This window comes from Vibrio sp. OPT41, assembly GCF_015163595.1.
Taxonomy (GTDB): Bacteria; Pseudomonadota; Gammaproteobacteria; order Enterobacterales; family Vibrionaceae; genus Vibrio; species Vibrio alginolyticus.
In genome coordinates this window covers 68,608-89,048 of the sequence record NZ_JADDYH010000074.1, presented here as the reverse complement: position 1 = coordinate 89,048, position 20,441 = coordinate 68,608, and the positions used below count along the sequence as shown (strand labels likewise).

The following is a 20,441-nucleotide window of genomic DNA, read 5'->3' as shown; positions in this document are numbered from 1 at the left end:
CAAAATGAAACGTTTTTGGTGAGTTGCATCACGAAATTATCTTTATTTACGGAACTTTTTGTTTGTTGCATTTTATTGCAATAAATATGTGATTTGGATCGTTTGCGTAAGCGATTTTATGACTTTTTAAGCCAGTCGATTAACCAACATAAATCGTTAGTGATCGGAGTGATAAGGGATTCGTATGTATCCGTGAATCAAAGAGGACGTTTGAATGAAAGAAGTCATGTTATTCCCACTCACTTCAGTTGTACTCCCTGAAGGTAAAATGAATCTGCGCATTTTTGAGCCACGATATAAGCGAATGGTAAAGGAATGCAGCCTACAAAATATGGGTTTTGGAGTTTGCCTAGTAGGAAGTGAAGGTGACCCTAAAGACGTGGGTAACGTTTCATCTATCGGAACTTTGGTCAGGATCGTTGATTTTGAAACACTCAGTGATGGCCTTCTTGGTATTACAGTTGCTGGTGAACAACGCTTTGTTGTCAAACGCGTCCGTGCAGATGCGGATGGCTTACGTCATGCAGAGGTTGAATGGTTAGACAATTGGCAACATCTAGACAACTCACCAGATTTCTTCTTTTTAAGCCAGCAGTTATCCCATGTTTATGAAGAGTTTCCTCAACTTGGAAGCCTCTACCAGCATCGTTTTTACGATGACTCTGCTTGGGTTACTCAGCGTTGGCTTGAGTTACTACCCCTAGACTGCAATCTGTTCGAACAGCTAGTCGGCGCAGAGGACTGTATTTCTGCGTTGCAATTTCTGACAGAAGCCATAGAAGCCCCGACTAACAAAGAGGCAAGGATATGAAAGGATTTAATAAAGCTGCGCTAACTATTGTTGCGACATTAGGACTGGCGGCGTGTGGCTCCGACAGTGACACTATCGAGTATTCCAATTTACAGGCAGTGCACGCGTCTTCTGATGCGCCGCTTGCAAATGTGTGGATCAACGATAAACCATCATTAACGAATGTTGATTATGGTGTGGGATCTGGCTACGTTAAATTGCGAGAGGGGATGAATTCGATTCAGGTCGATGTTCAGCTCCCAGGTAATGAAACCGCGACCGTAATACCTAAAACAGAACTAGATCTTGATTCCGACCTCAATTATAACGTGTTCGTTGTTGGCGATGCCGATGGTTCGCCAAACCCAGTTGAGCCTTTAGTTGTGACTCGCAGCGCCGATTCAATGGCTGATGCCAATAGTCTAGATGTTCAAGTTGTTCATGCAGCTTCAGGCGTTCCTGCTGTTGATCTTTATGTCACTGAGCCAGGTGTTGCTCTTGCTAGCGCGACTCCAATAACTAACCTTGCTTACAAAGCTTCTACCGACGTATTGAACATCCCAGCTGGTGAGTATCAAGTTCGACTTGCCGTAGGAGACAGCGTTGCTTTTGACTCCGGCACAGTACCTCTTGCGGCTAACTCCAACTTGACGATTGCCGCTATCGGCACAGGAGATTCGAATAGCACGTCACCTGTCAAACTCTTGGTGTTGGACGGTTCGGGCTCTTCTATAATTGAAGATATGGGCAGCCAAGCTGAAGTAAGAGTCGGACACCTTGTCGATGGAGCGCCAGTCGTCGATGTTAACGTTAACGGGGCGGCCTTCGCTCCTCTTGCCGACTTAGCGTTCAAAGAGATTCGTGGTTATTTGGATCTTGCTGCTGGGGATTACGATATTGATGTTTACGTGGATGGCACAACAACCAATCCGATCATAGATGTTGACGGGTTAATGGTTGCAGGTGGAATGGATTACAGTGTTTATGCAGTCGGTGTTGTTAGCCCAGCGATTGATATCGAAGCTCTGGTTGTTGAAGATATGAGACGCGCTGTGACGACTAGCGCGACATTGAATGTGACACACGCGGCGGCTAATCCTATAGCGGAAATGGTGGATATTTACCTCACTACGAGTGCAGGAATAGATGGAAGTGATCCAACTATTGCTAATTTTGCGTATAAAAATAGTGTACAAGGATTATATGTCGCTGAAGGTACATATTATGTAACGGTAACAGTGGCTGGTAACCCAAGTATTGTTGCGGTTGACTCAGCACCAGTCAATGTAATGAACGGTGTTGTGTACCAAGTCGTTGCCATTGATGATGGGAACAACGGTGGTTTCAACTTGTTGGTCGATGACGTGACCGATTAGGAAGAATGGGAGGAGGAAACTCCTCCCACAAATTAAGGCCGATTATGATGAGTGATAGCCCGAAAAAACTGGGGCGCAGTGATTGGAACGATTACATGGATAAAGTGAAGGATCGAGACAAAGATGCTTTCGCTTTTGTATTCCGTTTTTACGCACCCAAGCTGAAGCAATTCGCTTACAAACATGTTGGTAATGAGCAAGTTGCTATGGAGATGGTGCAAGAGACCATGGCGACAGTTTGGCAGAAAGCGCACCTCTATGATGGTGAAAAGAGCGCGTTATCGACTTGGATATATACCATAATCCGAAACCTTTGTTTTGATCTGCTGAGAAAACAGAAAGGTAAGGAATTACACATTCATTCTGATGACATTTGGCCGTCAGAGTATTATCCACCTGATCTTGTTGATCACTATTCACCAGAACAAGATATGTTGAAAGAACAGGTGGTTAAGTTTTTAGATATATTACCGAAAAACCAGAGAGATGTTTTACAAGCGGTATATCTTGAAGAGTTACCTCATCAACAGGTCGCGGAATTATTTGATATACCCCTCGGTACCGTAAAATCCAGGCTGAGGCTTGCAGTAGAAAAGCTAAGGCATTCAATGCATACGGAGCAACTATGAACAAACACCCAGATAACAGCTTGTTAGAAGCATACGCTTCGGGAAGCATTGATGCAGTTTCTGGTCTTGTGGTCGCAACCCATTTAGAAACATGCACCAAGTGCCGAGCTTATGTGAACCAAGTCGAAGCAAGTCAAGCGAACATCGTAAGTGACATACCTTCTGAGTATGTTTCTGAATTTGACGACATGTTTAATGACATCATCAATGCGGAGCCAGCGACTGATAATATCGTGATCCGCGACTCTGCTGCTGTTAATGTGGCAGGAAAAAGTTTCGCTCTTCCTAAAACTCTAGCGCGTTTCTCTGACCTCGTAGGGTCATGGAGAAGTTACGGAGGCAAGGTTTTCAGTGCTCAGATTGACCTAGGGGAAGACGCTCGTGTCAGCTTAATGTACATCGGGGAAGATGTGCAAATTCCTCAACATACGCACAAAGGCCTGGAGTCTACATTGATCCTACATGGTGGATTTAGTGACGAGGATGGCCAATATGAAGAAGGCGATTTGATGATTAGAGACGCATCAGTGAAGCACAGCCCTTACACTAAGGCCGGAGAAGACTGCTTGTGTTTAACCGTATTGACTGAGCCGATGATCTTTACTCAAGGCGTGGCACGTATATTTAATATGTTTGGTAAAGGGTTATACCCATAGACCTCTTATCTTATATCTCGCAAAACAAAAACCACCGAATTCGGTGGTTTTTTATATGTTTCGTTAATGTTTGTGACGTGCTTTTTCCAATAGAGCATCAAAGTAATGTCGTAGCGAGTACAACATAATCAAGCTTGGCACGACCATGACAGCGGTAAGCACGAAGAATGTGCTCCAATCATTAAGATAATCCACTAGCTCGCCACTGAAAGAAGCAAGAGTCGTCCGTCCGAAGTTTCCTAGAGAGGCAAGCAACGCATACTGAGTTGCCGAAAATGCTTGCCCGGTTAGAATCGTCAAAAATGAAACAAAAGCGACAGTTGAGAAAGCAGTCGTAAAGTTATCGACAATAATCGTGGCTAAGTACAAGTGCTCGTTTGGGCCTACCGAAGCAATCCAAGCAAACATCAAGTTACTGGCAGACATAGCAATACCGCCGATCATTAATCCACGTACAATACCAAACCTAACGTTGAACATGCTTCCGACAAAAGTAAAGAAGATGGTGGCTCCCCAACCGATCAGTTTGGAGTAATAGCCAATTTGTTCATTGCTAAAACCAATATCTTTATAGAACGCGATCGACATCCTGCCCAAAAACGCTTCGCCAATTTTAAATAGGAAAACGAACAGCAACAGAGTAATCGCGACACGGACGCCATTGCGATTAAAGAAATCAAGGAAAGGTTCTACAACAGTCACGGTAAACCAAGCTACGACTTTTGAACCAACCACTTCTTTGTGGCGTTGTTCAGCGGCAGACTGAAGTTGTTCGCGTTGAGTCTTCGGTTCACCGACTAAAATCGTAAAGACCATTAGAATGCCGACTATCACCGCCATCCCGTAGTACACACCATTCCAACCGACACTGTCAGCATTAACAAACGCTAAATAACCCGGTAGTGAATAACCTGTCCACCAGCCAATGACCGCCATTGCAGAAGCTTGAGGCAGTTTAGACTCTTCTGACTTTGGGAAAGTATCAATACGAAAAGCATCAATTGCGATGTCTTGTGTCGCTGAAGCCGTTGCAATGCACAAGGCGAGTAGTGACGCAAACACCAAGTTTTCCGCTGGATTAACGCCGGCAATAAATAGGGTAGCGACGAGTACGATACTTTGACAAAAGAAAATCCAGCTACGTCTTTGCCCCAGTAGTCTAAAGAGGACTGGCAGCTTCACGCGGTCAACCAGAGGTGCCCACAGAAAGTTGATCGCATAGACCGCAAAAACGCTACCAAAATAGCCAATTGCGGAGAGGGTCAAGCCGGCATCTTTTAGCCAACCTGACATGTTTGAACCGATAAGAACCCACGGAAAGCCGCTAGAGCAGCCCAGCATGAAAACCCACATGAGTCGTTTATCGAGGTAACTTTTTACCGTTTCCAACCAAGTGATGGAAGGTAATGAAGACATAAATCAATCCAATAAAATGAAGCCGTTGAAAGAGAAAGCCCTTCGATTATTCAAAGGGCTTATCGTTTTGGCTATTTAAGTAGTGTAGCTTTGGTGATGACGATTTGCGTCTCTGGTACATCACGCATTCGGCCTACTGTCGTGGTCGGCTGCTGAGCCATTTTCTGGATAACGTCGAACCCCTCAGTAACCTCACCAAATACAGCATAACCTGGTGGTCGAGCGCCATAGTTGAGAAAGTCATTGTCGACTAAGTTGACGAAAAACTGACGAGTTGCAGAGTTTGGTGCATTAGTTCGTGCCATGGCGATGGTAGTACGGTCATTGTTTAGGCCATTATTTCCTTCGTTTTTGATTGGCGCGTATGTTTTCACCATCTGCATATCTTGGTTAAAGCCGCCACCTTGTGCCATGAAGCCTGGGATAATACGATGAAAAATAGTACCTTCGTAGCTCCCATCTTCTACATATTTCAGAAAATTAGCGACAGTGATAGGTGCTTTCTCTTCGTTTAACTCAACCGTAAATGAACCAAGGGTCGTTTCAAACGCTACTTTTGGCCCAGCCCAAACGCTGCAGCTGAGTAATGCTAAAGACAGAATCGCTTTGCGTAACATTAGAAACGCTCCTGCATGTATTGACGAAGCTCAGGGTCATTGGCAATCTCTTTAAGCGTTAATGTCACCACATCATTCAATGTCTCTTCAATATCGGCATCAGAAGCACTCAATGTGCCAGATCGCTTTGCTGTACCTGTATAAGTTTTGACTAGCTTGCCCTCAGGTGTCTCTGCTGTGATTTCCAGCACAACTTTAGCGTCCATCTCATTTTCCATCACCGAATGCTTCACGTTGACCAACGCTTCTTGAACGCTCAATTCAATCGCGTTGTTGCTGTTTAGATCCGCATGGAAACCTTGAGATGAGAATTGCTTCTCTAATGCTTCTTCTAACGCAATACGTAAATTCTGTTTAGCATGAAGAGGAAGAATGTTCGAACGGCCGTTATCCACCAACGCCACGTATTGCGCTGCACGTACATCTTTGCTGGTCAAACTGTAAGTCTTGCCTTGAACAATTGGATTGGTGCTCAATGTGCTTTCTGGCATCAGGTTCAGCTGAGGTTGTTGAGGGGCTGAACACGCAGCAAGCAACGCAACCGAAGCCGCAAGTACCAATTTTCTCATTTTATTATTCCTTTTAACTATTTTGCTAAAGCTTATTTTGCGCTTAATTTAGCAGGATTTTTTGTAGCCTGTAAAATCACAAACTTATTGTTGGAAGCGATAAGTTTCACATTTTTATCGCCAAACAGACGTTTGAGTTTTGCGTCGTACCCGAGGTGACGATTTCCGATAACCAGTAAACGGCCATTTCCACTTAATACTTGTTTAGCATCGCAGAACATTTGCCAAGCAATATGATCGGTGATTGCCTGTTGTTGATGAAACGGTGGATTACACATAACCATAGAGCTGCTGCTGTGTTTAAAACCGTCCAAGCAATTGTTCGCTATGCACTGTATGTCTCTATTTTCACCAAGGTTGTCGCGTAGGTTCTGTTTTGCTGATTCAAGCGCCATAAAACTTTCATCAACACATGTTAGCCGAGCATTTGGATTCAACTGACCAAATTTAACAGACAGAACACCATTGCCGCAGCCGAGGTCGATGACATTGTCTATCGAAGGGTCTTGAGGCAGGTGCTGCAGCATAAAGCGTGCACCTAAATCTAAACTTTCTCCTGAATAGACATTTGGCATGTTCTTGAGTTCGATATCTTCGCCATCAACGCGCCAAGTCGTGAAAGGCATTACTTCAATCGGAGGCTCAACTGTTGCTTGAGAAAACACCAATCTGTGCTTTTTCCAGGCCAAAGATGTTTTTGTTTCGCCTAAGTATTTTTCAAACAGTTTTAGCGTCGAAGTATGAATGTCTTTCGCTTTATTGACTGCAATGACGGGGCAGGAAGCCGGTAGCGCCTTTCTTAATTGGCTTAGTATCCACACTAGATGGCGGTTACTTTTGGGCAGTTGCAGCAAGACGAGATCAATATTGGCAGGAACGAGGTCCATCGTGGTGGCAAACGCTACTTTATTGCACTGGTTTTGCTCGAGATTTTGCTGTGCACCTTTATGTGAGATGAATGAATCACTCATTAGCGTTACATGGTGTTTTTCCGAAAACCAGCAGGAGAGGGCACCAAAGCTGTCATTAATCACGAGGATGTTTTGATTGTCTGGCAAAGCAAGCTCTTCAACATGATTAATAAGATACTCATCACCGGCATCCCACGCTTGTAGCGTTTCGTTACTACGTTTTGGGAAACGATGAAGTGTTAAGCTTCGCTCGTGAAGGTTCAGTTCGGTTTTCATAGCTAAATGTAAGTTGATTTAGAAATTAAGTGTTATTGTCGCAAATGATGACGTGTCGAGATACAAAAAGCTGTCAAATTTTACGAGTTCAGTGATGGCTGCTCTCTAGGCATGCTCATGGAGTCGAGCGCCTTGAGACAATATGTCTACAAAGTGCGTCAATAATGAGAGTGACGTTTGAGTGATGCATGTCTGCTTTACTTAGGTATATACTTATGGAATTCGCATCAATGAGGAACGAATATGATCCAAGAAATCATAGAGAAGAAACTACACAGTGAGCTGCAACCCAGCTATCTCAAAGTCATTAATGAGAGCTACATGCATAATGTGCCACCAGGCTCAGAGAGTCATTTCAAAGTGATTGTTGTGAGTGATTCGTTCGCGGGACAGCGTTTGATTGGGCGCCATCGTCAAGTTCATCAAATTTTGGCAGATGAACTGGACAACCACATTCATGCATTAGCTATTCATACATATACTGATGAAGAGTGGAAGCGTGAACAAGATGGCGCCCCTGATAGCCCGATGTGTATGGGTGGTGGTCACTAAAAACGCAAGATATAAAGGTGCAGAGAAAGGTGGCTTAAGGCCATCTTTTTTCGTTTTACATTCTTTAGGGACGTTAACGTGGCACAAATTCTGGTTAAAAAATGTGTTAACAGTGTTTCAACAAATGAATGGAAATTGCAGAATATTTCAGGCGATGAATATCACTTTTCCATAAGATATGTATGGAATATGGCATTTGTGCGATGGGTCAAAGTTATGACTATTCTTTGACCTTTTAGACCTGATTCTACCGAAATAACCCCTCTATTCTAATGATTGATCATGGCATCAAGTTCCTAAAAAATGCTAGACTACGGCACCTGATAAATCTCGCGTATTCCTTGTGACGAGATTTTTAATAGGATGTTGCGATTTTGATGTTTAAAACAACATCAAAACCGGACACTGATGTCGTGTCTAAAAGTTACGCAATCAAAAGAATCTTTTTCCCGATAAAAGTAGTGCAAGTGCGTATGATTACAATAAAGAAGGGCTTGGATCTTCCTATCGCAGGAACTCCATCCCAGGTGATTAATGATGGTAAGACCATCAAAAAAGTCGCCTTGCTTGGCGAAGAGTACGTTGGCATGCGACCTACCATGCATGTCCGCGTTGGTGATGAAGTGAAAAAAGCGCAAGTTCTTTTTGAAGATAAAAAGAACCCAGGCGTGAAATTTACTGCACCAGCAGCCGGTAAAGTGATCGAAGTTAACCGTGGCGCTAAACGTGTCCTTCAATCTGTAGTGATTGAAGTGGCAGGTGAAGAGCAGGTGACATTTGATAAGTTCGAAGCCGCTCAACTTTCAGGTCTAGATCGTGAAGTGATCAAGACTCAGTTGGTTGACTCTGGCTTATGGACCGCTTTACGTACTCGTCCGTTTAGCAAGGTTCCTGCAATCGAGTCTTCTACTAAGGCTATTTTCGTAACTGCAATGGATACTAATCCACTAGCAGCTAAGCCTGAGTTGATCATTAATGAGCAACAAGAAGCATTCATTGCTGGTCTAGACATTCTTTCAGCCCTGACAGAAGGCAAGGTTTACGTATGTAAATCTGGCACTAGCTTGCCACGTTCTTCACAGTCTAACGTAGAAGAACACGTCTTCGATGGCCCTCACCCAGCAGGTCTTGCTGGCACCCACATGCATTTCCTATACCCAGTAAATGCAGAGAATGTGGCATGGAGCATCAACTACCAAGACGTTATCGCGTTCGGTAAGCTGTTCCTAACTGGTGAGCTATGCACAGATCGTGTTGTGTCTCTAGCTGGCCCAGTTGTGAATAACCCTCGTCTAGTTCGTACCGTAATGGGTGCAAGCTTAGATGACCTAACAGATAACGAGCTGATGCCTGGCGAAGTTCGTGTGATCTCTGGTTCAGTACTAACAGGTACACATGCAACTGGTCCACACGCATACCTTGGCCGTTACCATCAACAGGTTTCTGTATTACGTGAAGGCCGTGAAAAAGAACTATTTGGCTGGGCAATGCCTGGTAAGAATAAGTTCTCGGTAACTCGCTCTTTCCTTGGTCACGTATTCAAAGGTCAGTTGTTCAATATGACAACGACGACCAATGGTAGTGATCGTTCAATGGTTCCAATTGGCAACTACGAACGCGTAATGCCTCTAGATATGGAGCCTACTTTGCTGCTTCGTGATCTATGTGCCGGCGACACAGACAGTGCTCAAGCACTGGGTGCGCTTGAACTGGATGAAGAAGATCTAGCATTGTGTACCTTTGTATGTCCAGGTAAGTACGAGTACGGTACGTTACTTCGTGAATGCCTAGATACTATCGAGAAGGAAGGGTAATTTTCATGGCTCTTAAAAAGTTTCTTGAAGACATCGAGCATCATTTTGAGCCTGGTGGCAAACACGAAAAATGGTTTGCCCTGTACGAAGCTGTAGCAACAGTTTTTTACACCCCAGGTATTGTAACAAATAAAAGCTCGCACGTTCGTGATAGCGTTGACCTAAAACGTATCATGATCATGGTTTGGTTTGCGGTATTCCCAGCAATGTTCTGGGGTATGTACAACGCAGGTGGCCAAGCTATTGCAGCACTTAACCACATGTACGCTGGTGACCAACTAGCGACAGTTATCGCAGGTAACTGGCACTACTGGCTAACAGAAATGCTTGGCGGCACTATCGGTGCGGAAGCGGGTGTTGGCAGTAAGATGCTACTAGGTGCGACTTACTTCCTGCCAATCTACGCAACAGTATTTATTGTTGGTGGCTTCTGGGAAGTGTTGTTCTGTATGGTGCGTAAACACGAAGTTAACGAAGGTTTCTTTGTAACTTCTATCTTATTCGCACTTATCGTTCCACCAACGCTACCTCTATGGCAAGCGGCACTAGGTATCACATTTGGTGTTGTTGTAGCAAAAGAGATCTTCGGTGGTACAGGTCGTAACTTCCTTAACCCTGCACTTGCAGGTCGTGCATTTCTATTCTTCGCTTACCCAGCACAAATTTCGGGTGACGTAGTATGGACTGCAGCTGACGGCTTCTCTGGTGCAACTGCTCTTAGCCAATGGGCTCAAGGTGGTAACGGTGCTCTAGTTAACACAGTAACTGGCGCTCCTATCACTTGGATGGACGCGTTCATCGGTAACATCCCTGGCTCTATTGGTGAAGTATCGACTCTAGCTCTAATGATCGGTGCAGCGATGATCGTTTACATGCGAATCGCTTCATGGCGCATCATTGCGGGTGTGATGATCGGTATGATCGCAGTATCGACTCTGTTTAACGTGATCGGTTCTGACACTAATCCAATGTTTAATATGCCATGGCACTGGCACCTAGTTCTAGGTGGTTTTGCATTCGGTATGTTCTTCATGGCAACGGACCCAGTATCAGCGTCATTTACTAGCAAAGGTAAATGGTGGTACGGCATCCTGATTGGTGCAATGTGTGTGATGATCCGTGTAGTTAACCCAGCGTACCCAGAAGGTATGATGCTGGCGATTCTATTCGCGAACCTATTCGCACCTCTGTTCGACCATGTAGTGATTGAGAAGAACATCAAGCGGAGACTAGCACGCTATGGCAAGTAATAACGACAGCATTAAAAAGACGCTGGGTGTTGTTATCGGGTTGAGCCTTGTTTGTTCAATCATCGTATCAACAGCAGCAGTAGGTCTGCGTGATAAGCAAAAAGCTAACGCTGTCCTAGATAAGCAATCAAAGATCGTTGAAGTTGCAGGCATTGACGCAAACGGTAAGAAAGTACCAGAGCTATTTGCTGAGTACATCGAACCTCGTCTAGTAGACCTTGAAACAGGTAACTTTACTGAGGGTAATGCATCTACGTACGATCAACGTGAAGCATCAAAAGATGCAGAACGTTCAATCGCATTGACACCAGAAGAAGACGTAGCTGATATCCGTCGTCGCGCGAATACAGCAGTGGTGTACCTTGTAAAAGATCAAGATGAAGTCCAAAAAGTTATCCTGCCTATGCACGGTAAAGGACTATGGTCGATGATGTATGCCTTTGTAGCCGTTGAAACTGATGGTAACACTGTGTCTGCTATTACTTACTACGAGCAAGGTGAAACTCCTGGACTTGGTGGTGAAGTAGAGAACCCTTCATGGCGCGATCAATTCATTGGCAAGAAATTGTACAATGAAGATCACCAGCCAGCGATTAAGGTCGTGAAAGGCGGCGCACCGCAAGGTTCTGAGCACGGTGTTGATGGCTTATCAGGAGCGACGCTCACTAGTAATGGTGTTCAACACACATTTGACTTCTGGTTAGGTGATATGGGCTTTGGTCCTTTCCTAGCAAAAGTTCGTGACGGAGAACTTAACTAATGTCTAGTGCACAAAACGTTAAAAAGAGCATTCTAGCGCCAGTATTGGATAACAACCCAATCGCGCTACAAGTTCTTGGTGTATGTTCTGCTCTTGCAGTAACAACTAAACTAGAAACAGCTTTTGTAATGACACTAGCGGTAACATTTGTAACTGCGTTGTCTAACTTCTCTGTTTCATTGATCCGTAACCACATTCCTAACAGTGTGCGTATCATCGTTCAGATGGCAATCATCGCATCGTTAGTAATCGTGGTAGACCAAGTGCTAAAAGCTTACCTATACGATATCTCTAAACAGCTATCTGTATTCGTTGGTCTGATTATCACTAACTGTATCGTAATGGGTCGTGCTGAAGCATTCGCAATGAAGTCTGCGCCAGTACCATCTCTTATTGACGGTATTGGTAATGGTCTAGGTTACGGCTTCGTTCTTATCACTGTAGGTTTCTTCCGTGAGCTATTTGGCTCAGGCAAACTATTTGGTCTAGAAGTTCTACCTCTAGTGAGCAACGGTGGTTGGTACCAGCCTAACGGCCTAATGCTACTAGCACCATCAGCATTCTTCCTAATCGGCTTCCTTATCTGGGTAATCCGTATTCTGAAACCAGAACAAGTAGAAGCGAAGGAGTAAGGACGTCATGGAACATTACATTAGTCTGTTAGTTAAATCGATTTTCATCGAAAACATGGCTCTGTCTTTCTTCCTAGGTATGTGTACTTTCCTTGCCGTATCTAAGAAGGTTAAGACCTCTTTCGGCCTAGGTGTTGCAGTTGTGGTAGTACTGACTATCGCTGTTCCTGTGAATAACCTGGTATACAACCTAGTTCTGAGAGAGAACGCGTTAGTTGAGGGCGTGGACCTTAGCTTCCTAAACTTCATCACCTTTATCGGTGTAATTGCAGCACTTGTACAGATTCTAGAGATGGTCCTAGACCGTTTCTTCCCACCTTTGTACAACGCGCTAGGCATCTTCCTACCGCTGATCACAGTAAACTGTGCAATCTTCGGTGGTGTATCTTTCATGGTACAACGTGACTACAACTTTGCTGAATCGATCGTTTACGGTTTCGGCTCTGGTGTGGGCTGGATGCTAGCAATCGTTGCTCTTGCAGGTATCCGTGAGAAGATGAAGTACTCTGACGTACCTCCAGGTCTACGTGGTCTTGGTATCACATTTATCACTGTAGGTCTTATGGCGTTAGGCTTTATGTCTTTCTCTGGTGTTCAACTGTAAGTCGGGTAAACCGCAACAATTAAGGAATAGTCAATGGACATTATTCTTGGTGTAGTGATGTTTACTCTGATCGTACTTGCACTAGTACTAGTGATTCTTTTCGCTAAGTCTAAGCTTGTACCAACAGGTGACATTACAATTTCTGTGAACGATGACCCTTCTCTGGCGATCGTTACACAACCAGGTGGTAAGCTACTGAGTGCTCTAGCAGGTGCTGGCGTATTCGTATCTTCTGCTTGTGGTGGCGGTGGCTCATGTGGTCAGTGTCGCGTAAAAGTTAAATCAGGTGGTGGCGACATCCTACCAACCGAGCTTGACCATATTACTAAAGGTGAAGCGCGTGAAGGTGAGCGTCTAGCGTGTCAGGTTGCAATGAAAACTGACATGGATATCGAGCTTCCTGAAGAGATCTTCGGCGTTAAGAAGTGGGAATGTACTGTTATCTCTAACGATAACAAAGCGACATTCATCAAAGAGCTTAAGCTGCAAATTCCAGATGGCGAATCAGTACCTTTCCGTGCTGGTGGTTACATCCAGATTGAAGCTCCTGCTCACCACGTGAAATACGCAGACTACGATATTCCTGAGGAATACCGTGAAGACTGGGAGAAGTTCAACCTTTTCCGTTACGAGTCTAAAGTTAATGAAGAGACCATTCGTGCATACTCTATGGCTAACTACCCAGAAGAGCACGGTATCATCATGCTTAACGTTCGTATCGCAACTCCGCCGCCGAACAACCCAGACGTACCACCAGGCATCATGTCTTCATACATCTGGTCTCTAAAAGAAGGCGACAAGTGTACTATTTCTGGTCCATTTGGTGAGTTCTTTGCGAAAGATACAGATGCAGAAATGGTATTCGTTGGTGGTGGTGCTGGTATGGCTCCAATGCGCTCACACATCTTCGACCAACTTAAGCGTCTGCACTCTAAGCGTAAGATGTCTTTCTGGTACGGCGCACGTTCTAAGCGTGAAATGTTCTACGTAGAAGACTTCGATATGCTACAAGCTGAGAATGACAACTTCGTATGGCACTGTGCACTGTCTGATCCACTTCCAGAAGATAACTGGGATGGTTACACTGGCTTTATTCACAACGTTCTTTACGAGAACTACCTACGTGATCACGAAGCGCCAGAAGACTGTGAATACTACATGTGTGGTCCACCTATGATGAACGCTGCTGTAATCGGCATGCTAAAAGATCTAGGTGTAGAGGATGAAAACATCCTACTAGATGACTTCGGTGGTTAATTCCTCCAAGTGATTGAATCTATGGCTAGCTCTCCAAGAGAGCTAGCCATTATTTTTTATAGACATAAAACTGATATTCAACAGTTGATATAGGTAATCGGATTGAAAGGATTGGTCCTATTTCCCATATCAATTCAACAACATTGGGAGTTAACAAGTGAAAAAGTGGCTTGTTGCATTCGCTTCTCTATTGATTTTGGCTGGCTGTGAGCAGCCAGCAGATCAAATTCATTTAAGTGGCCCTACCATGGGGACTTCTTACAACATCAAGTATATCGAGCAAGATGGTATTCCAACGCCAAAAGCGATGCAGACAGAAATTGATCGCTTATTGGAAGAGGTTAATGACCAAATGTCGACCTATCGTGACGACTCAGAGTTAAGTCGTTTTAACCAGCATCAAACGAGCGAGCCATTTACAGTTTCGACACAAACAGCAACGGTAGTGAAAGAAGCAATTCGTCTTAACGGTCTTACTTTAGGCGCGTTGGATGTGACGGTCGGCCCTCTAGTTAATCTGTGGGGGTTTGGTCCAGAAGCTCGTCCAGATGTAGTTCCAACCGATGAAGAACTCGCTGCTCGCAAAGCAAATACCGGTATTCACCACCTATCTGTTGATGGTAATAAACTGTCCAAAGATCTTCCTAACTTGTACGTCGACCTATCGACGATTGCGAAAGGTTGGGGGGTTGACGTGGTTGCTGACTACCTTCAATCTGAAGGGGTACAGAACTTTATGGTCGAAGTTGGCGGTGAAATGCGTCTCAAAGGTGTCAATCGTGAAGGTGTGCCTTGGCGTATCGCAATTGAAAAACCGACCGTTGATGAACGTTCAATTCAAGAAATTATTGAACCAGGCGACATGGCAATTGCAACAAGTGGTGACTATCGTAATTACTTTGAGAGTAATGGTGTGAGATACTCTCATATTATTAATCCACGAACAGGCAAACCAATTCATCATAAAGTGGTGTCTGTAACGGTATTAGATAAATCGTCGATGACTGCTGATGGTCTTGCAACTGGTCTTATGGTGCTAGGTGAAGACAAAGGCATGGCAATTGCGAACGAAAATAATATTCCTGTTTTCATGATTGTGAAAACGGAAGATGGTTTTAAAGAGTTGGCTTCGGAAGCATACAAGCCATTCATGAAGAAATAACAACAGAAGTGAGCATGTTTTTATGAATACATTTCTAATTACCTTTGCTGTGTTTGTCGCGGTAATCACTGCAATGGCTGTCGGATACATTTTCCAAAAGAAAGTCGTGAAAGGTAGCTGTGGTGGCTTAGGGGCAGTTGGCATCGAAAAAGTGTGTAATTGTCCAGAACCCTGCGATGCGCGTAAAAGACGTGAAGCGCGCGAGGCTGCGCGTGCTGAGAAATTGGCGGCGTGGGAAAAAGATAGAATTGCTTAGTATTGGTTAATCGTACTAAGAAAGTGATAAAGCTCAGCGATCTGCTGAGCTTTATTTTTAGGCGGCTAGCCAAAACTCAAATGTCCGAGAAAGAGCCCAATACCGTGTTTTGTTGTTTCTTTCTCTCATGTTACAGAGCAAGACCACACCGATAGTCATTAGGACGAAGAAATGATTTGGTTACGTCCGTTCTCTTTGGCCATGTAAAGTCGCTCATCCGCCACTTTTATTTGTTGTTCCAGCTCCCCCTCGATGTTGCTTACACCAATACTCGCGGTCACAAGAATGTTTTTGTCCAAATAAGTTATTGGCGTTTTTTCTATGCGCTGTCGCATTTGCTCTAAGCGTGTTAGAAAGCTGTCATAGTCGCCACTGGCTTGAATACAAAACTCCTCGCCACCCAGCCTAGCGACAATATCATTTGGAAAATAGATTTTTAGAATATTCGCTATCATGACTAACACAGCATCGCCACCCTCATGTCCGTGTGTATCATTTACTTGCTTAAAGAAATCGATATCAAGCATCGCGATGTTTCTTTGAGCGTTTTCTACATGGGGTTGCTCAAACAGAAAGCGGCGGTTCCATAAGCCCGTTAGCGCATCTTGATTGGCCATTTTAAACAGTTCAGATGTTGCGTCTTTGATATCTAACAGTTGGTGAATACGGCAAAAAAATTCTTCTTGATTAAATGGCTTGTATAAAAAGTCATTGGCCCCTGCTTTTAGAAACCTAGCCGTCATTGTCTTAGAGTTACTACCCGACAAGCCGAGAATGGCTAATTGATTTTTATCCCACTTCCGACGTAATTCACGCACCATCGTAATGCCATCTTTAACGGGCATGTCATGGTCGGTTAAAATGAGAGTGATATCTGGATTTTGCTCGACAAGCTCTAGGGCTTTTTGCCCATTGTCAGCTTCCAACGTTTGAATATATTGATGCTCCAAAAGTTGGGCAATGTGTCTTCTTACGGTGTGTGAATCATCAACGACTAAACATTTGTGTTGTTGATTGTTGGTTAGTCGCTTGAGGAGTGGTAATAGATAGGAAACGGACGCCATGCTGTCTTTCAAAATATAGTCGAGGACACCTTTTGCGAGCATCTTTTCGCGAGTGTCTTCTTGAAATCGAGCCGTTAAAACAATGACACGATGACCATGTTCCAAAACGAGGTCAATAATCTCGCCATCTTGAGCATCCGGTAAACAATAGTCTAAAACCGCACAGAAGAGGTCCTGTGCTGAAGATAACAAGTTCTTTGCCTCCGCGTAGCTTTCTGCTGCGATGACCTCATAACCAGCTTGGCTTATTGTTTGGCAAAGAAAGTTTTTAAACGCACGACTATCTTCAACAACCAGAATCTTATTACTCAAGCGCAGTCCCCAAAATTAATTGTTTAAAATCAATGATAACTAAAATTAAACTTATCGCCATCAAAAAACACATGTCAACCAAAAGTAGAACAACTACCCAAATGTTTGACACGCATCCGTTAACATCACATCATTATTCCTGTCTTAGTTATATAATTATGTTTAGCTAACGTAGGGAGAAAGTAGTATGGAAATGCATCAACATGGTATGGCTGAGCTATTTCAACAACTGGGCCTCGGTAGCTCTCCTCAAGAAATGAAAGATTTTATTAATCAACATCGACACAAAAGAGATTCTGCGCCTTTACATGAAGCTAGCTTTTGGACGATGTCACAGGCGAACTTTCTAAAACAAGCCATCGAAGAAGATGCAGATTGGGCCGAATTGGTCGATCAATTGGACGTAATGCTTCGAGATTGACGTTCGCTTAAACACGCCCATTTCTCTTCAGGTAGATTTGATTTATACTGTTTTTTTGAACAGTGCTTTGATGGCTATGTCAGATCGAATTAGAAAAATTATTCATGTCGATATGGATTGTTTTTATGCTGCCGTAGAGATGAGAGATAACCCCAGTTACCGTGGCATTGCACTCGCTGTTGGCGGACATGAAAAGCAGCGTGGAGTGATTAGCACCTGTAATTATGATGCGCGTAAATATGGTGTTCGCAGTGCAATGTCAACGGCGCGCGCGCTGCAACTCTGTCCTCATTTGTTGGTTGTGCCCGGTAGAATGCATGTATATAAGCAAGTCTCTCAGCAGATTCGTGCTATTTTTGAGCGTTATACGCCTATCATTGAACCTCTCTCATTGGATGAAGCATACCTCGATGTCACGGACTCGACAGCTTGCCGTGGCTCCGCAACGTTGATCGCAGAGTCAATTCGCCGTGATATCTGGAGTGAACTTGGGTTGACGGCATCGGCGGGCATTGCTCCGATTAAGTTTCTTGCCAAGGTCGCGTCAGACATGAACAAGCCCAACGGTCAGTTTGTGATTCCGCCAGAGAAAGTCCAAGAGGTTATCGATAGTCTTCCGTTAGAGAATATTCCTGGCGTGGGGAAGGTGAGTCTTGAGAAGCTCCACCAGGCCGGTTTTTATCGATGTGAGGACATTAAAAACAGTGACTATCGAGAGTTGTTGAGGCAGTTTGGTCGTCAGGGTGCCTCCTTATGGCAGCGAAGCCATGGAATTGATAATCGAGAAGTCGTTGTTGAGCGCGAGAGAAAGTCCGTCGGTGTGGAAAGGACATTCAGCCAGAACATCGCAACCTATGGTGAATGTTGGCAAGTGATTGAGGAGAAACTTTATCCTGAACTCGAGAAACGTTTAGAGCGTGCAAGCCCAGATAAGTCGATTATTAAACAAGGTATTAAAGTCAAATTTGCCGATTTTCAACTGACAACAATTGAGCACATCCATCCGCAATTAGAGCTTGAGGACTTCAAGATCTTGCTAAGAGATATTCTTAAACGCCAAAATGGACGGGAAATTCGCCTTTTAGGCTTAAACGTGATGCTCAAGCCCGAAGACCAAGCGCGTCAATTGAGCTTTTTTTAGGCCCTTACCGTTTCTACCTGCGTTAATACCTGCTCAAAACTTACGTTTGCCATTGCACCATAACCTGCTAGCTTTGAGGCTTTTAGCTGGCTAATCAAAGGAGTGCTGATTCCGCACAAGAAGCGAGCAACGGCATCATTACTGATGGCCGATGGGGAAAGCTGAATAAACTCCTGCGCCCATATCGATACTTGAGATTGTTCAATATCTTCAGGTTCTGGTGCTGTGAATGTGGCGACGTGACCACGACACACGGAGCAGTGACCACATTGCTTTGGTGCATCGTGATCCGCAAAGTAGTTCGCCAATTGTGAGCTCAAACAGTGCTCGGACTGGAACAAGTGCAGCATGGTGTGGATTCTTTCGATATCTTTGCTTTCTTTGGATTGGAACAGTTCATACAGTTGTTGGATTAAAACATCCGAGCTCTGTTTGGTTGGCATAACTGAGTACACGTCCGTCAGTTGTTTGCTCTCTAGTTCTATCCAGCCGTTCTGGTGAAAATAGTCGAGCGCTGCGACAACTCGGCTGCGTTCCGATTGATAGTTCAGCCATAGCGCTTCTAGATCAACTTGGCACCACACTTTGGCTTTTTGTGAGCAGGAAAAAATGGCCTCCACAAATTGACGTCGCTCGCCTTGAAATTGATTCACAATAAATTGCTGATCGTGCAAAAACTTAAACCGATATTCCGCAAAGTAACTGTACTTTGCTTCAATGACGTTATGTAGCTCCAAATAAACCAACAAGGTTTTGAGTGGCAATTGGCGGATATTACTTTCACGCGACAAACGCAGTGGCACTACCTCCCATTGTGGAGCATGTTCTTTCGCTTGCTCGACTACATAGTTAATTGACGTAAATTCTGGTGTGTCACCATAGACAAAGTTCTCCAACACCGTTAAGCCGGACGTATTGCCTAGCAGAATGCACTCCGAGCGTTGCCCGTCCCTGCCTGCACGTCCAATCTCTTGTGCGTAGTTCTCGATTGATTTGGGTAAGTCGAAGTGAATGACGCGGCGAATATCAGATTTATCGACCCCCATACCAAATGCAATCGTTGCAACAATACAGTCAATTTGGCCATCCATGAACTGCTGTTGGATTCGTTCACGAACGTCGCTTTTCATGCCAGCGTGGTATGCGTGAGCGTTAATGCCAATATGGATTAATGACTTTGCTACTCGTTCTGCTGTTTGCTGCTGCGTCACGTATACGATGGTCGGAAGCTTAGGTGAAGAGGCGATGATCTCACTGAGCTGTTCTTGTTTCTTTGTTTCCTCACACGGGATCACCGATATATCCAGATTGGGGCGGTAGAAGCCTGTAACGGTAATATGTTCACTGGCAATATCGAACTTTTTTTGCATGTCTTCAATAACTGCAGGCGTTGCCGTTGCGGTGAGAAGTAAAGACTGTGGGATGTTCAGTTCACGTTGATATTGCGGTAGTTTGAGATAATCTGGACGAAAGTTATGCCCCCATTCGGAAATACAGTGCGCTTCATCAATGACCATCAAAGAAATCGGTACTTGGCGAATGAATTCACGAAAACGCTCGTTTTTTAGCCGCTCAACAGAAATCATCAAGATTTTGATTTGTCCATTCTTCACGCCAGCCATGACCTTTTGTGCTTCTTCTCTACTTTGACTGCTATCGATAGAAGCGGCAGCGATTCCTTTACTTTGTAAAAAGCTCAGTTGATCCTTCATTAACGCCAACAACGGAGAGATCACCAACGTAAGGTTGGGTAATATGGTTGCAGGTAGTTGATAACAGAGTGACTTCCCCGAGCCTGTAGGAAAGATTGCCGCAGCAGAGTAACCATTCATAACGGCTTCAATAACGGGTTGCTGACCTTGGCGTAATGAGTCAAAACCAAATACAGATTGAAGTGTTTGATGCAGCGAGTCACTTTGCATAATAGGGAAACCTTTCTTTGATGGTAAACTTGGCTACATTAACACACCACGAAT

Annotated in this window: 21 protein-coding genes; 15 read left to right on the top strand and 6 right to left on the bottom strand. The window is 44.3% G+C overall.

Annotated features, from left to right (window positions below; translation table 11 throughout):
• The first annotated feature begins 214 nt into the window (after positions 1-214).
• The 4 genes from IQP38_RS24315 to IQP38_RS24300 are packed head-to-tail and all read left to right on the top strand — an operon-like array spanning position 215 to position 3,451.
• Positions 215-811 (top strand): LON peptidase substrate-binding domain-containing protein, encoded by a 597-nt coding sequence (locus IQP38_RS24315; RefSeq protein WP_193838109.1) that lies wholly within the window; start codon positions 215-217, stop codon positions 809-811.
• A complete protein-coding gene (locus IQP38_RS24310; RefSeq protein ID WP_033905539.1) occupies positions 808-2,166 on the top strand; it encodes a DUF4397 domain-containing protein in 1,359 nt (452 codons plus the stop codon). Before IQP38_RS24315 ends, IQP38_RS24310 begins: the two co-directional genes overlap by 4 nt.
• A gap of 44 nt (positions 2,167-2,210) precedes the next feature.
• A complete protein-coding gene (locus IQP38_RS24305; RefSeq protein ID WP_017636022.1) occupies positions 2,211-2,795 on the top strand; it encodes an RNA polymerase sigma factor in 585 nt (194 codons plus the stop codon).
• A complete protein-coding gene (locus IQP38_RS24300) occupies positions 2,792-3,451 on the top strand; it encodes a ChrR family anti-sigma-E factor (protein ID WP_005380256.1) in 660 nt (219 codons plus the stop codon). Before IQP38_RS24305 ends, IQP38_RS24300 begins: the two co-directional genes overlap by 4 nt.
• Positions 3,452-3,514: 63 nt before the next feature.
• On the opposite strand, the gene IQP38_RS24295 is transcribed toward IQP38_RS24300, so the two are convergent.
• The 4 genes from IQP38_RS24295 to IQP38_RS24280 all read right to left on the bottom strand — a co-directional run bounded on the left by IQP38_RS24295 (position 3,515) and on the right by IQP38_RS24280 (position 7,240).
• Positions 3,515-4,867: an AmpG family muropeptide MFS transporter gene (locus IQP38_RS24295; protein ID WP_005380257.1), complete on the bottom strand. Its 1,353-nt coding sequence runs from the start codon at positions 4,865-4,867 to the stop codon at positions 3,515-3,517.
• A 71-nt stretch (positions 4,868-4,938) separates the two neighbouring features.
• A complete protein-coding gene (locus IQP38_RS24290) occupies positions 4,939-5,484 on the bottom strand; it encodes a peptidylprolyl isomerase (protein WP_017636023.1) in 546 nt (181 codons plus the stop codon).
• Positions 5,484-6,053, bottom strand: coding sequence for a YajG family lipoprotein (locus IQP38_RS24285; RefSeq protein WP_005380259.1), 570 nt, complete (start codon positions 6,051-6,053; stop codon positions 5,484-5,486). Before IQP38_RS24285 ends, IQP38_RS24290 begins: the two co-directional genes overlap by 1 nt.
• Positions 6,054-6,085: 32 nt before the next feature.
• Positions 6,086-7,240, bottom strand: a complete 1,155-nt coding sequence (locus IQP38_RS24280; RefSeq protein WP_005391754.1) for a methyltransferase — start codon at positions 7,238-7,240, stop codon at positions 6,086-6,088.
• 243 nt (positions 7,241-7,483) lie between these two features.
• Here IQP38_RS24280 and bolA point away from each other — a divergent pair, with 243 nt between their 5' ends.
• The 9 genes from bolA to nqrM all read left to right on the top strand — a co-directional run bounded on the left by bolA (position 7,484) and on the right by nqrM (position 15,527).
• Entirely contained in the window at positions 7,484-7,792 is a 309-nt protein-coding gene (gene bolA, locus IQP38_RS24275) for a transcriptional regulator BolA (protein ID WP_005380262.1), read from the top strand.
• 473 nt (positions 7,793-8,265) lie between these two features.
• Positions 8,266-9,606, top strand: a complete 1,341-nt coding sequence (locus tag IQP38_RS24270) for a Na(+)-translocating NADH-quinone reductase subunit A (protein ID WP_005380264.1) — start codon at positions 8,266-8,268, stop codon at positions 9,604-9,606.
• Between the two features lie 5 nt (positions 9,607-9,611).
• Positions 9,612-10,856 carry an NADH:ubiquinone reductase (Na(+)-transporting) subunit B gene (locus IQP38_RS24265; RefSeq protein WP_005380265.1) on the top strand — a complete coding sequence of 415 codons (1,245 nt, stop codon included), beginning with the start codon at positions 9,612-9,614 and terminating at the stop codon, positions 10,854-10,856.
• Positions 10,846-11,616, top strand: coding sequence for a Na(+)-translocating NADH-quinone reductase subunit C (locus IQP38_RS24260; protein WP_005380267.1), 771 nt, complete (start codon positions 10,846-10,848; stop codon positions 11,614-11,616). Before IQP38_RS24265 ends, IQP38_RS24260 begins: the two co-directional genes overlap by 11 nt.
• Positions 11,616-12,248 carry an NADH:ubiquinone reductase (Na(+)-transporting) subunit D gene (locus tag IQP38_RS24255; protein WP_005380269.1) on the top strand — a complete coding sequence of 211 codons (633 nt, stop codon included), beginning with the start codon at positions 11,616-11,618 and terminating at the stop codon, positions 12,246-12,248. Before IQP38_RS24260 ends, IQP38_RS24255 begins: the two co-directional genes overlap by 1 nt.
• 7 nt (positions 12,249-12,255) lie before the next feature.
• Positions 12,256-12,852, top strand: coding sequence for an NADH:ubiquinone reductase (Na(+)-transporting) subunit E (nqrE, locus tag IQP38_RS24250; protein ID WP_005380270.1), 597 nt, complete (start codon positions 12,256-12,258; stop codon positions 12,850-12,852).
• 33 nt (positions 12,853-12,885) lie between these two features.
• Positions 12,886-14,109, top strand: coding sequence for an NADH:ubiquinone reductase (Na(+)-transporting) subunit F (gene nqrF, locus IQP38_RS24245; protein ID WP_005380271.1), 1,224 nt, complete (start codon positions 12,886-12,888; stop codon positions 14,107-14,109).
• Positions 14,110-14,266: 157 nt separating this feature from the next.
• Positions 14,267-15,271: an FAD:protein FMN transferase gene (locus IQP38_RS24240; RefSeq protein ID WP_193838108.1), complete on the top strand. Its 1,005-nt coding sequence runs from the start codon at positions 14,267-14,269 to the stop codon at positions 15,269-15,271.
• Positions 15,272-15,293: 22 nt separating this feature from the next.
• Complete coding sequence (gene nqrM / locus IQP38_RS24235) at positions 15,294-15,527, top strand: (Na+)-NQR maturation NqrM (protein WP_193838107.1); 234 nt, start codon at positions 15,294-15,296, stop codon at positions 15,525-15,527.
• A 158-nt stretch (positions 15,528-15,685) separates the two neighbouring features.
• Here nqrM and IQP38_RS24230 read toward each other — a convergent pair whose 3' ends face one another.
• Positions 15,686-16,903, bottom strand: a complete 1,218-nt coding sequence (locus IQP38_RS24230) for a response regulator (protein ID WP_193838106.1) — start codon at positions 16,901-16,903, stop codon at positions 15,686-15,688.
• Between the two features lie 187 nt (positions 16,904-17,090).
• On the opposite strand from IQP38_RS24230, the gene IQP38_RS24225 reads away from it, so the two are divergent.
• A complete protein-coding gene (locus tag IQP38_RS24225; RefSeq protein WP_005380277.1) occupies positions 17,091-17,324 on the top strand; it encodes a DUF2789 domain-containing protein in 234 nt (77 codons plus the stop codon).
• A gap of 76 nt (positions 17,325-17,400) precedes the next feature.
• Positions 17,401-18,465: a DNA polymerase IV gene (gene dinB, locus IQP38_RS24220; RefSeq protein ID WP_025998728.1), complete on the top strand. Its 1,065-nt coding sequence runs from the start codon at positions 17,401-17,403 to the stop codon at positions 18,463-18,465.
• On the opposite strand, the gene IQP38_RS24215 is transcribed toward dinB, so the two are convergent.
• The gene (locus tag IQP38_RS24215; protein ID WP_193838105.1) at positions 18,462-20,387 is read right to left on the bottom strand and encodes a RecQ family ATP-dependent DNA helicase; all 1,926 of its coding nucleotides are present in this window, start codon (positions 20,385-20,387) and stop codon (positions 18,462-18,464) included. The two genes, dinB and IQP38_RS24215, sit on opposite strands and share 4 nt — an antisense overlap.
• Between the last annotated feature and the right edge of the window lie 54 nt (positions 20,388-20,441).

What these genes read in the sequence shown, in the direction of transcription:
- IQP38_RS24315 (WP_193838109.1), top strand. Translation starts at nt 215, where the DNA reads ATGAAAGAAGTCATGTTATTCCCACTCACTTCAGTTGTACTCCCTGAA.
- IQP38_RS24310 (WP_033905539.1), top strand. Translation starts at nt 808, where the DNA reads ATGAAAGGATTTAATAAAGCTGCGCTAACTATTGTTGCGACATTAGGA.
- IQP38_RS24305 (WP_017636022.1), top strand. Translation starts at nt 2,211, where the DNA reads ATGATGAGTGATAGCCCGAAAAAACTGGGGCGCAGTGATTGGAACGAT.
- IQP38_RS24300 (WP_005380256.1), top strand. Translation starts at nt 2,792, where the DNA reads ATGAACAAACACCCAGATAACAGCTTGTTAGAAGCATACGCTTCGGGA.
- IQP38_RS24295 (WP_005380257.1), bottom strand. Translation starts at nt 4,867, where the DNA reads ATGTCTTCATTACCTTCCATCACTTGGTTGGAAACGGTAAAAAGTTAC.
- IQP38_RS24290 (WP_017636023.1), bottom strand. Translation starts at nt 5,484, where the DNA reads ATGTTACGCAAAGCGATTCTGTCTTTAGCATTACTCAGCTGCAGCGTT.
- IQP38_RS24285 (WP_005380259.1), bottom strand. Translation starts at nt 6,053, where the DNA reads ATGAGAAAATTGGTACTTGCGGCTTCGGTTGCGTTGCTTGCTGCGTGT.
- IQP38_RS24280 (WP_005391754.1), bottom strand. Translation starts at nt 7,240, where the DNA reads ATGAAAACCGAACTGAACCTTCACGAGCGAAGCTTAACACTTCATCGT.
- bolA (WP_005380262.1), top strand. Translation starts at nt 7,484, where the DNA reads ATGATCCAAGAAATCATAGAGAAGAAACTACACAGTGAGCTGCAACCC.
- IQP38_RS24270 (WP_005380264.1), top strand. Translation starts at nt 8,266, where the DNA reads ATGATTACAATAAAGAAGGGCTTGGATCTTCCTATCGCAGGAACTCCA.
- IQP38_RS24265 (WP_005380265.1), top strand. Translation starts at nt 9,612, where the DNA reads ATGGCTCTTAAAAAGTTTCTTGAAGACATCGAGCATCATTTTGAGCCT.
- IQP38_RS24260 (WP_005380267.1), top strand. Translation starts at nt 10,846, where the DNA reads ATGGCAAGTAATAACGACAGCATTAAAAAGACGCTGGGTGTTGTTATC.
- IQP38_RS24255 (WP_005380269.1), top strand. Translation starts at nt 11,616, where the DNA reads ATGTCTAGTGCACAAAACGTTAAAAAGAGCATTCTAGCGCCAGTATTG.
- nqrE (WP_005380270.1), top strand. Translation starts at nt 12,256, where the DNA reads ATGGAACATTACATTAGTCTGTTAGTTAAATCGATTTTCATCGAAAAC.
- nqrF (WP_005380271.1), top strand. Translation starts at nt 12,886, where the DNA reads ATGGACATTATTCTTGGTGTAGTGATGTTTACTCTGATCGTACTTGCA.
- nqrM (WP_193838107.1), top strand. Translation starts at nt 15,294, where the DNA reads ATGAATACATTTCTAATTACCTTTGCTGTGTTTGTCGCGGTAATCACT.
- IQP38_RS24225 (WP_005380277.1), top strand. Translation starts at nt 17,091, where the DNA reads ATGGAAATGCATCAACATGGTATGGCTGAGCTATTTCAACAACTGGGC.
- dinB (WP_025998728.1), top strand. Translation starts at nt 17,401, where the DNA reads ATGTCAGATCGAATTAGAAAAATTATTCATGTCGATATGGATTGTTTT.
- IQP38_RS24215 (WP_193838105.1), bottom strand. Translation starts at nt 20,387, where the DNA reads ATGCAAAGTGACTCGCTGCATCAAACACTTCAATCTGTATTTGGTTTT.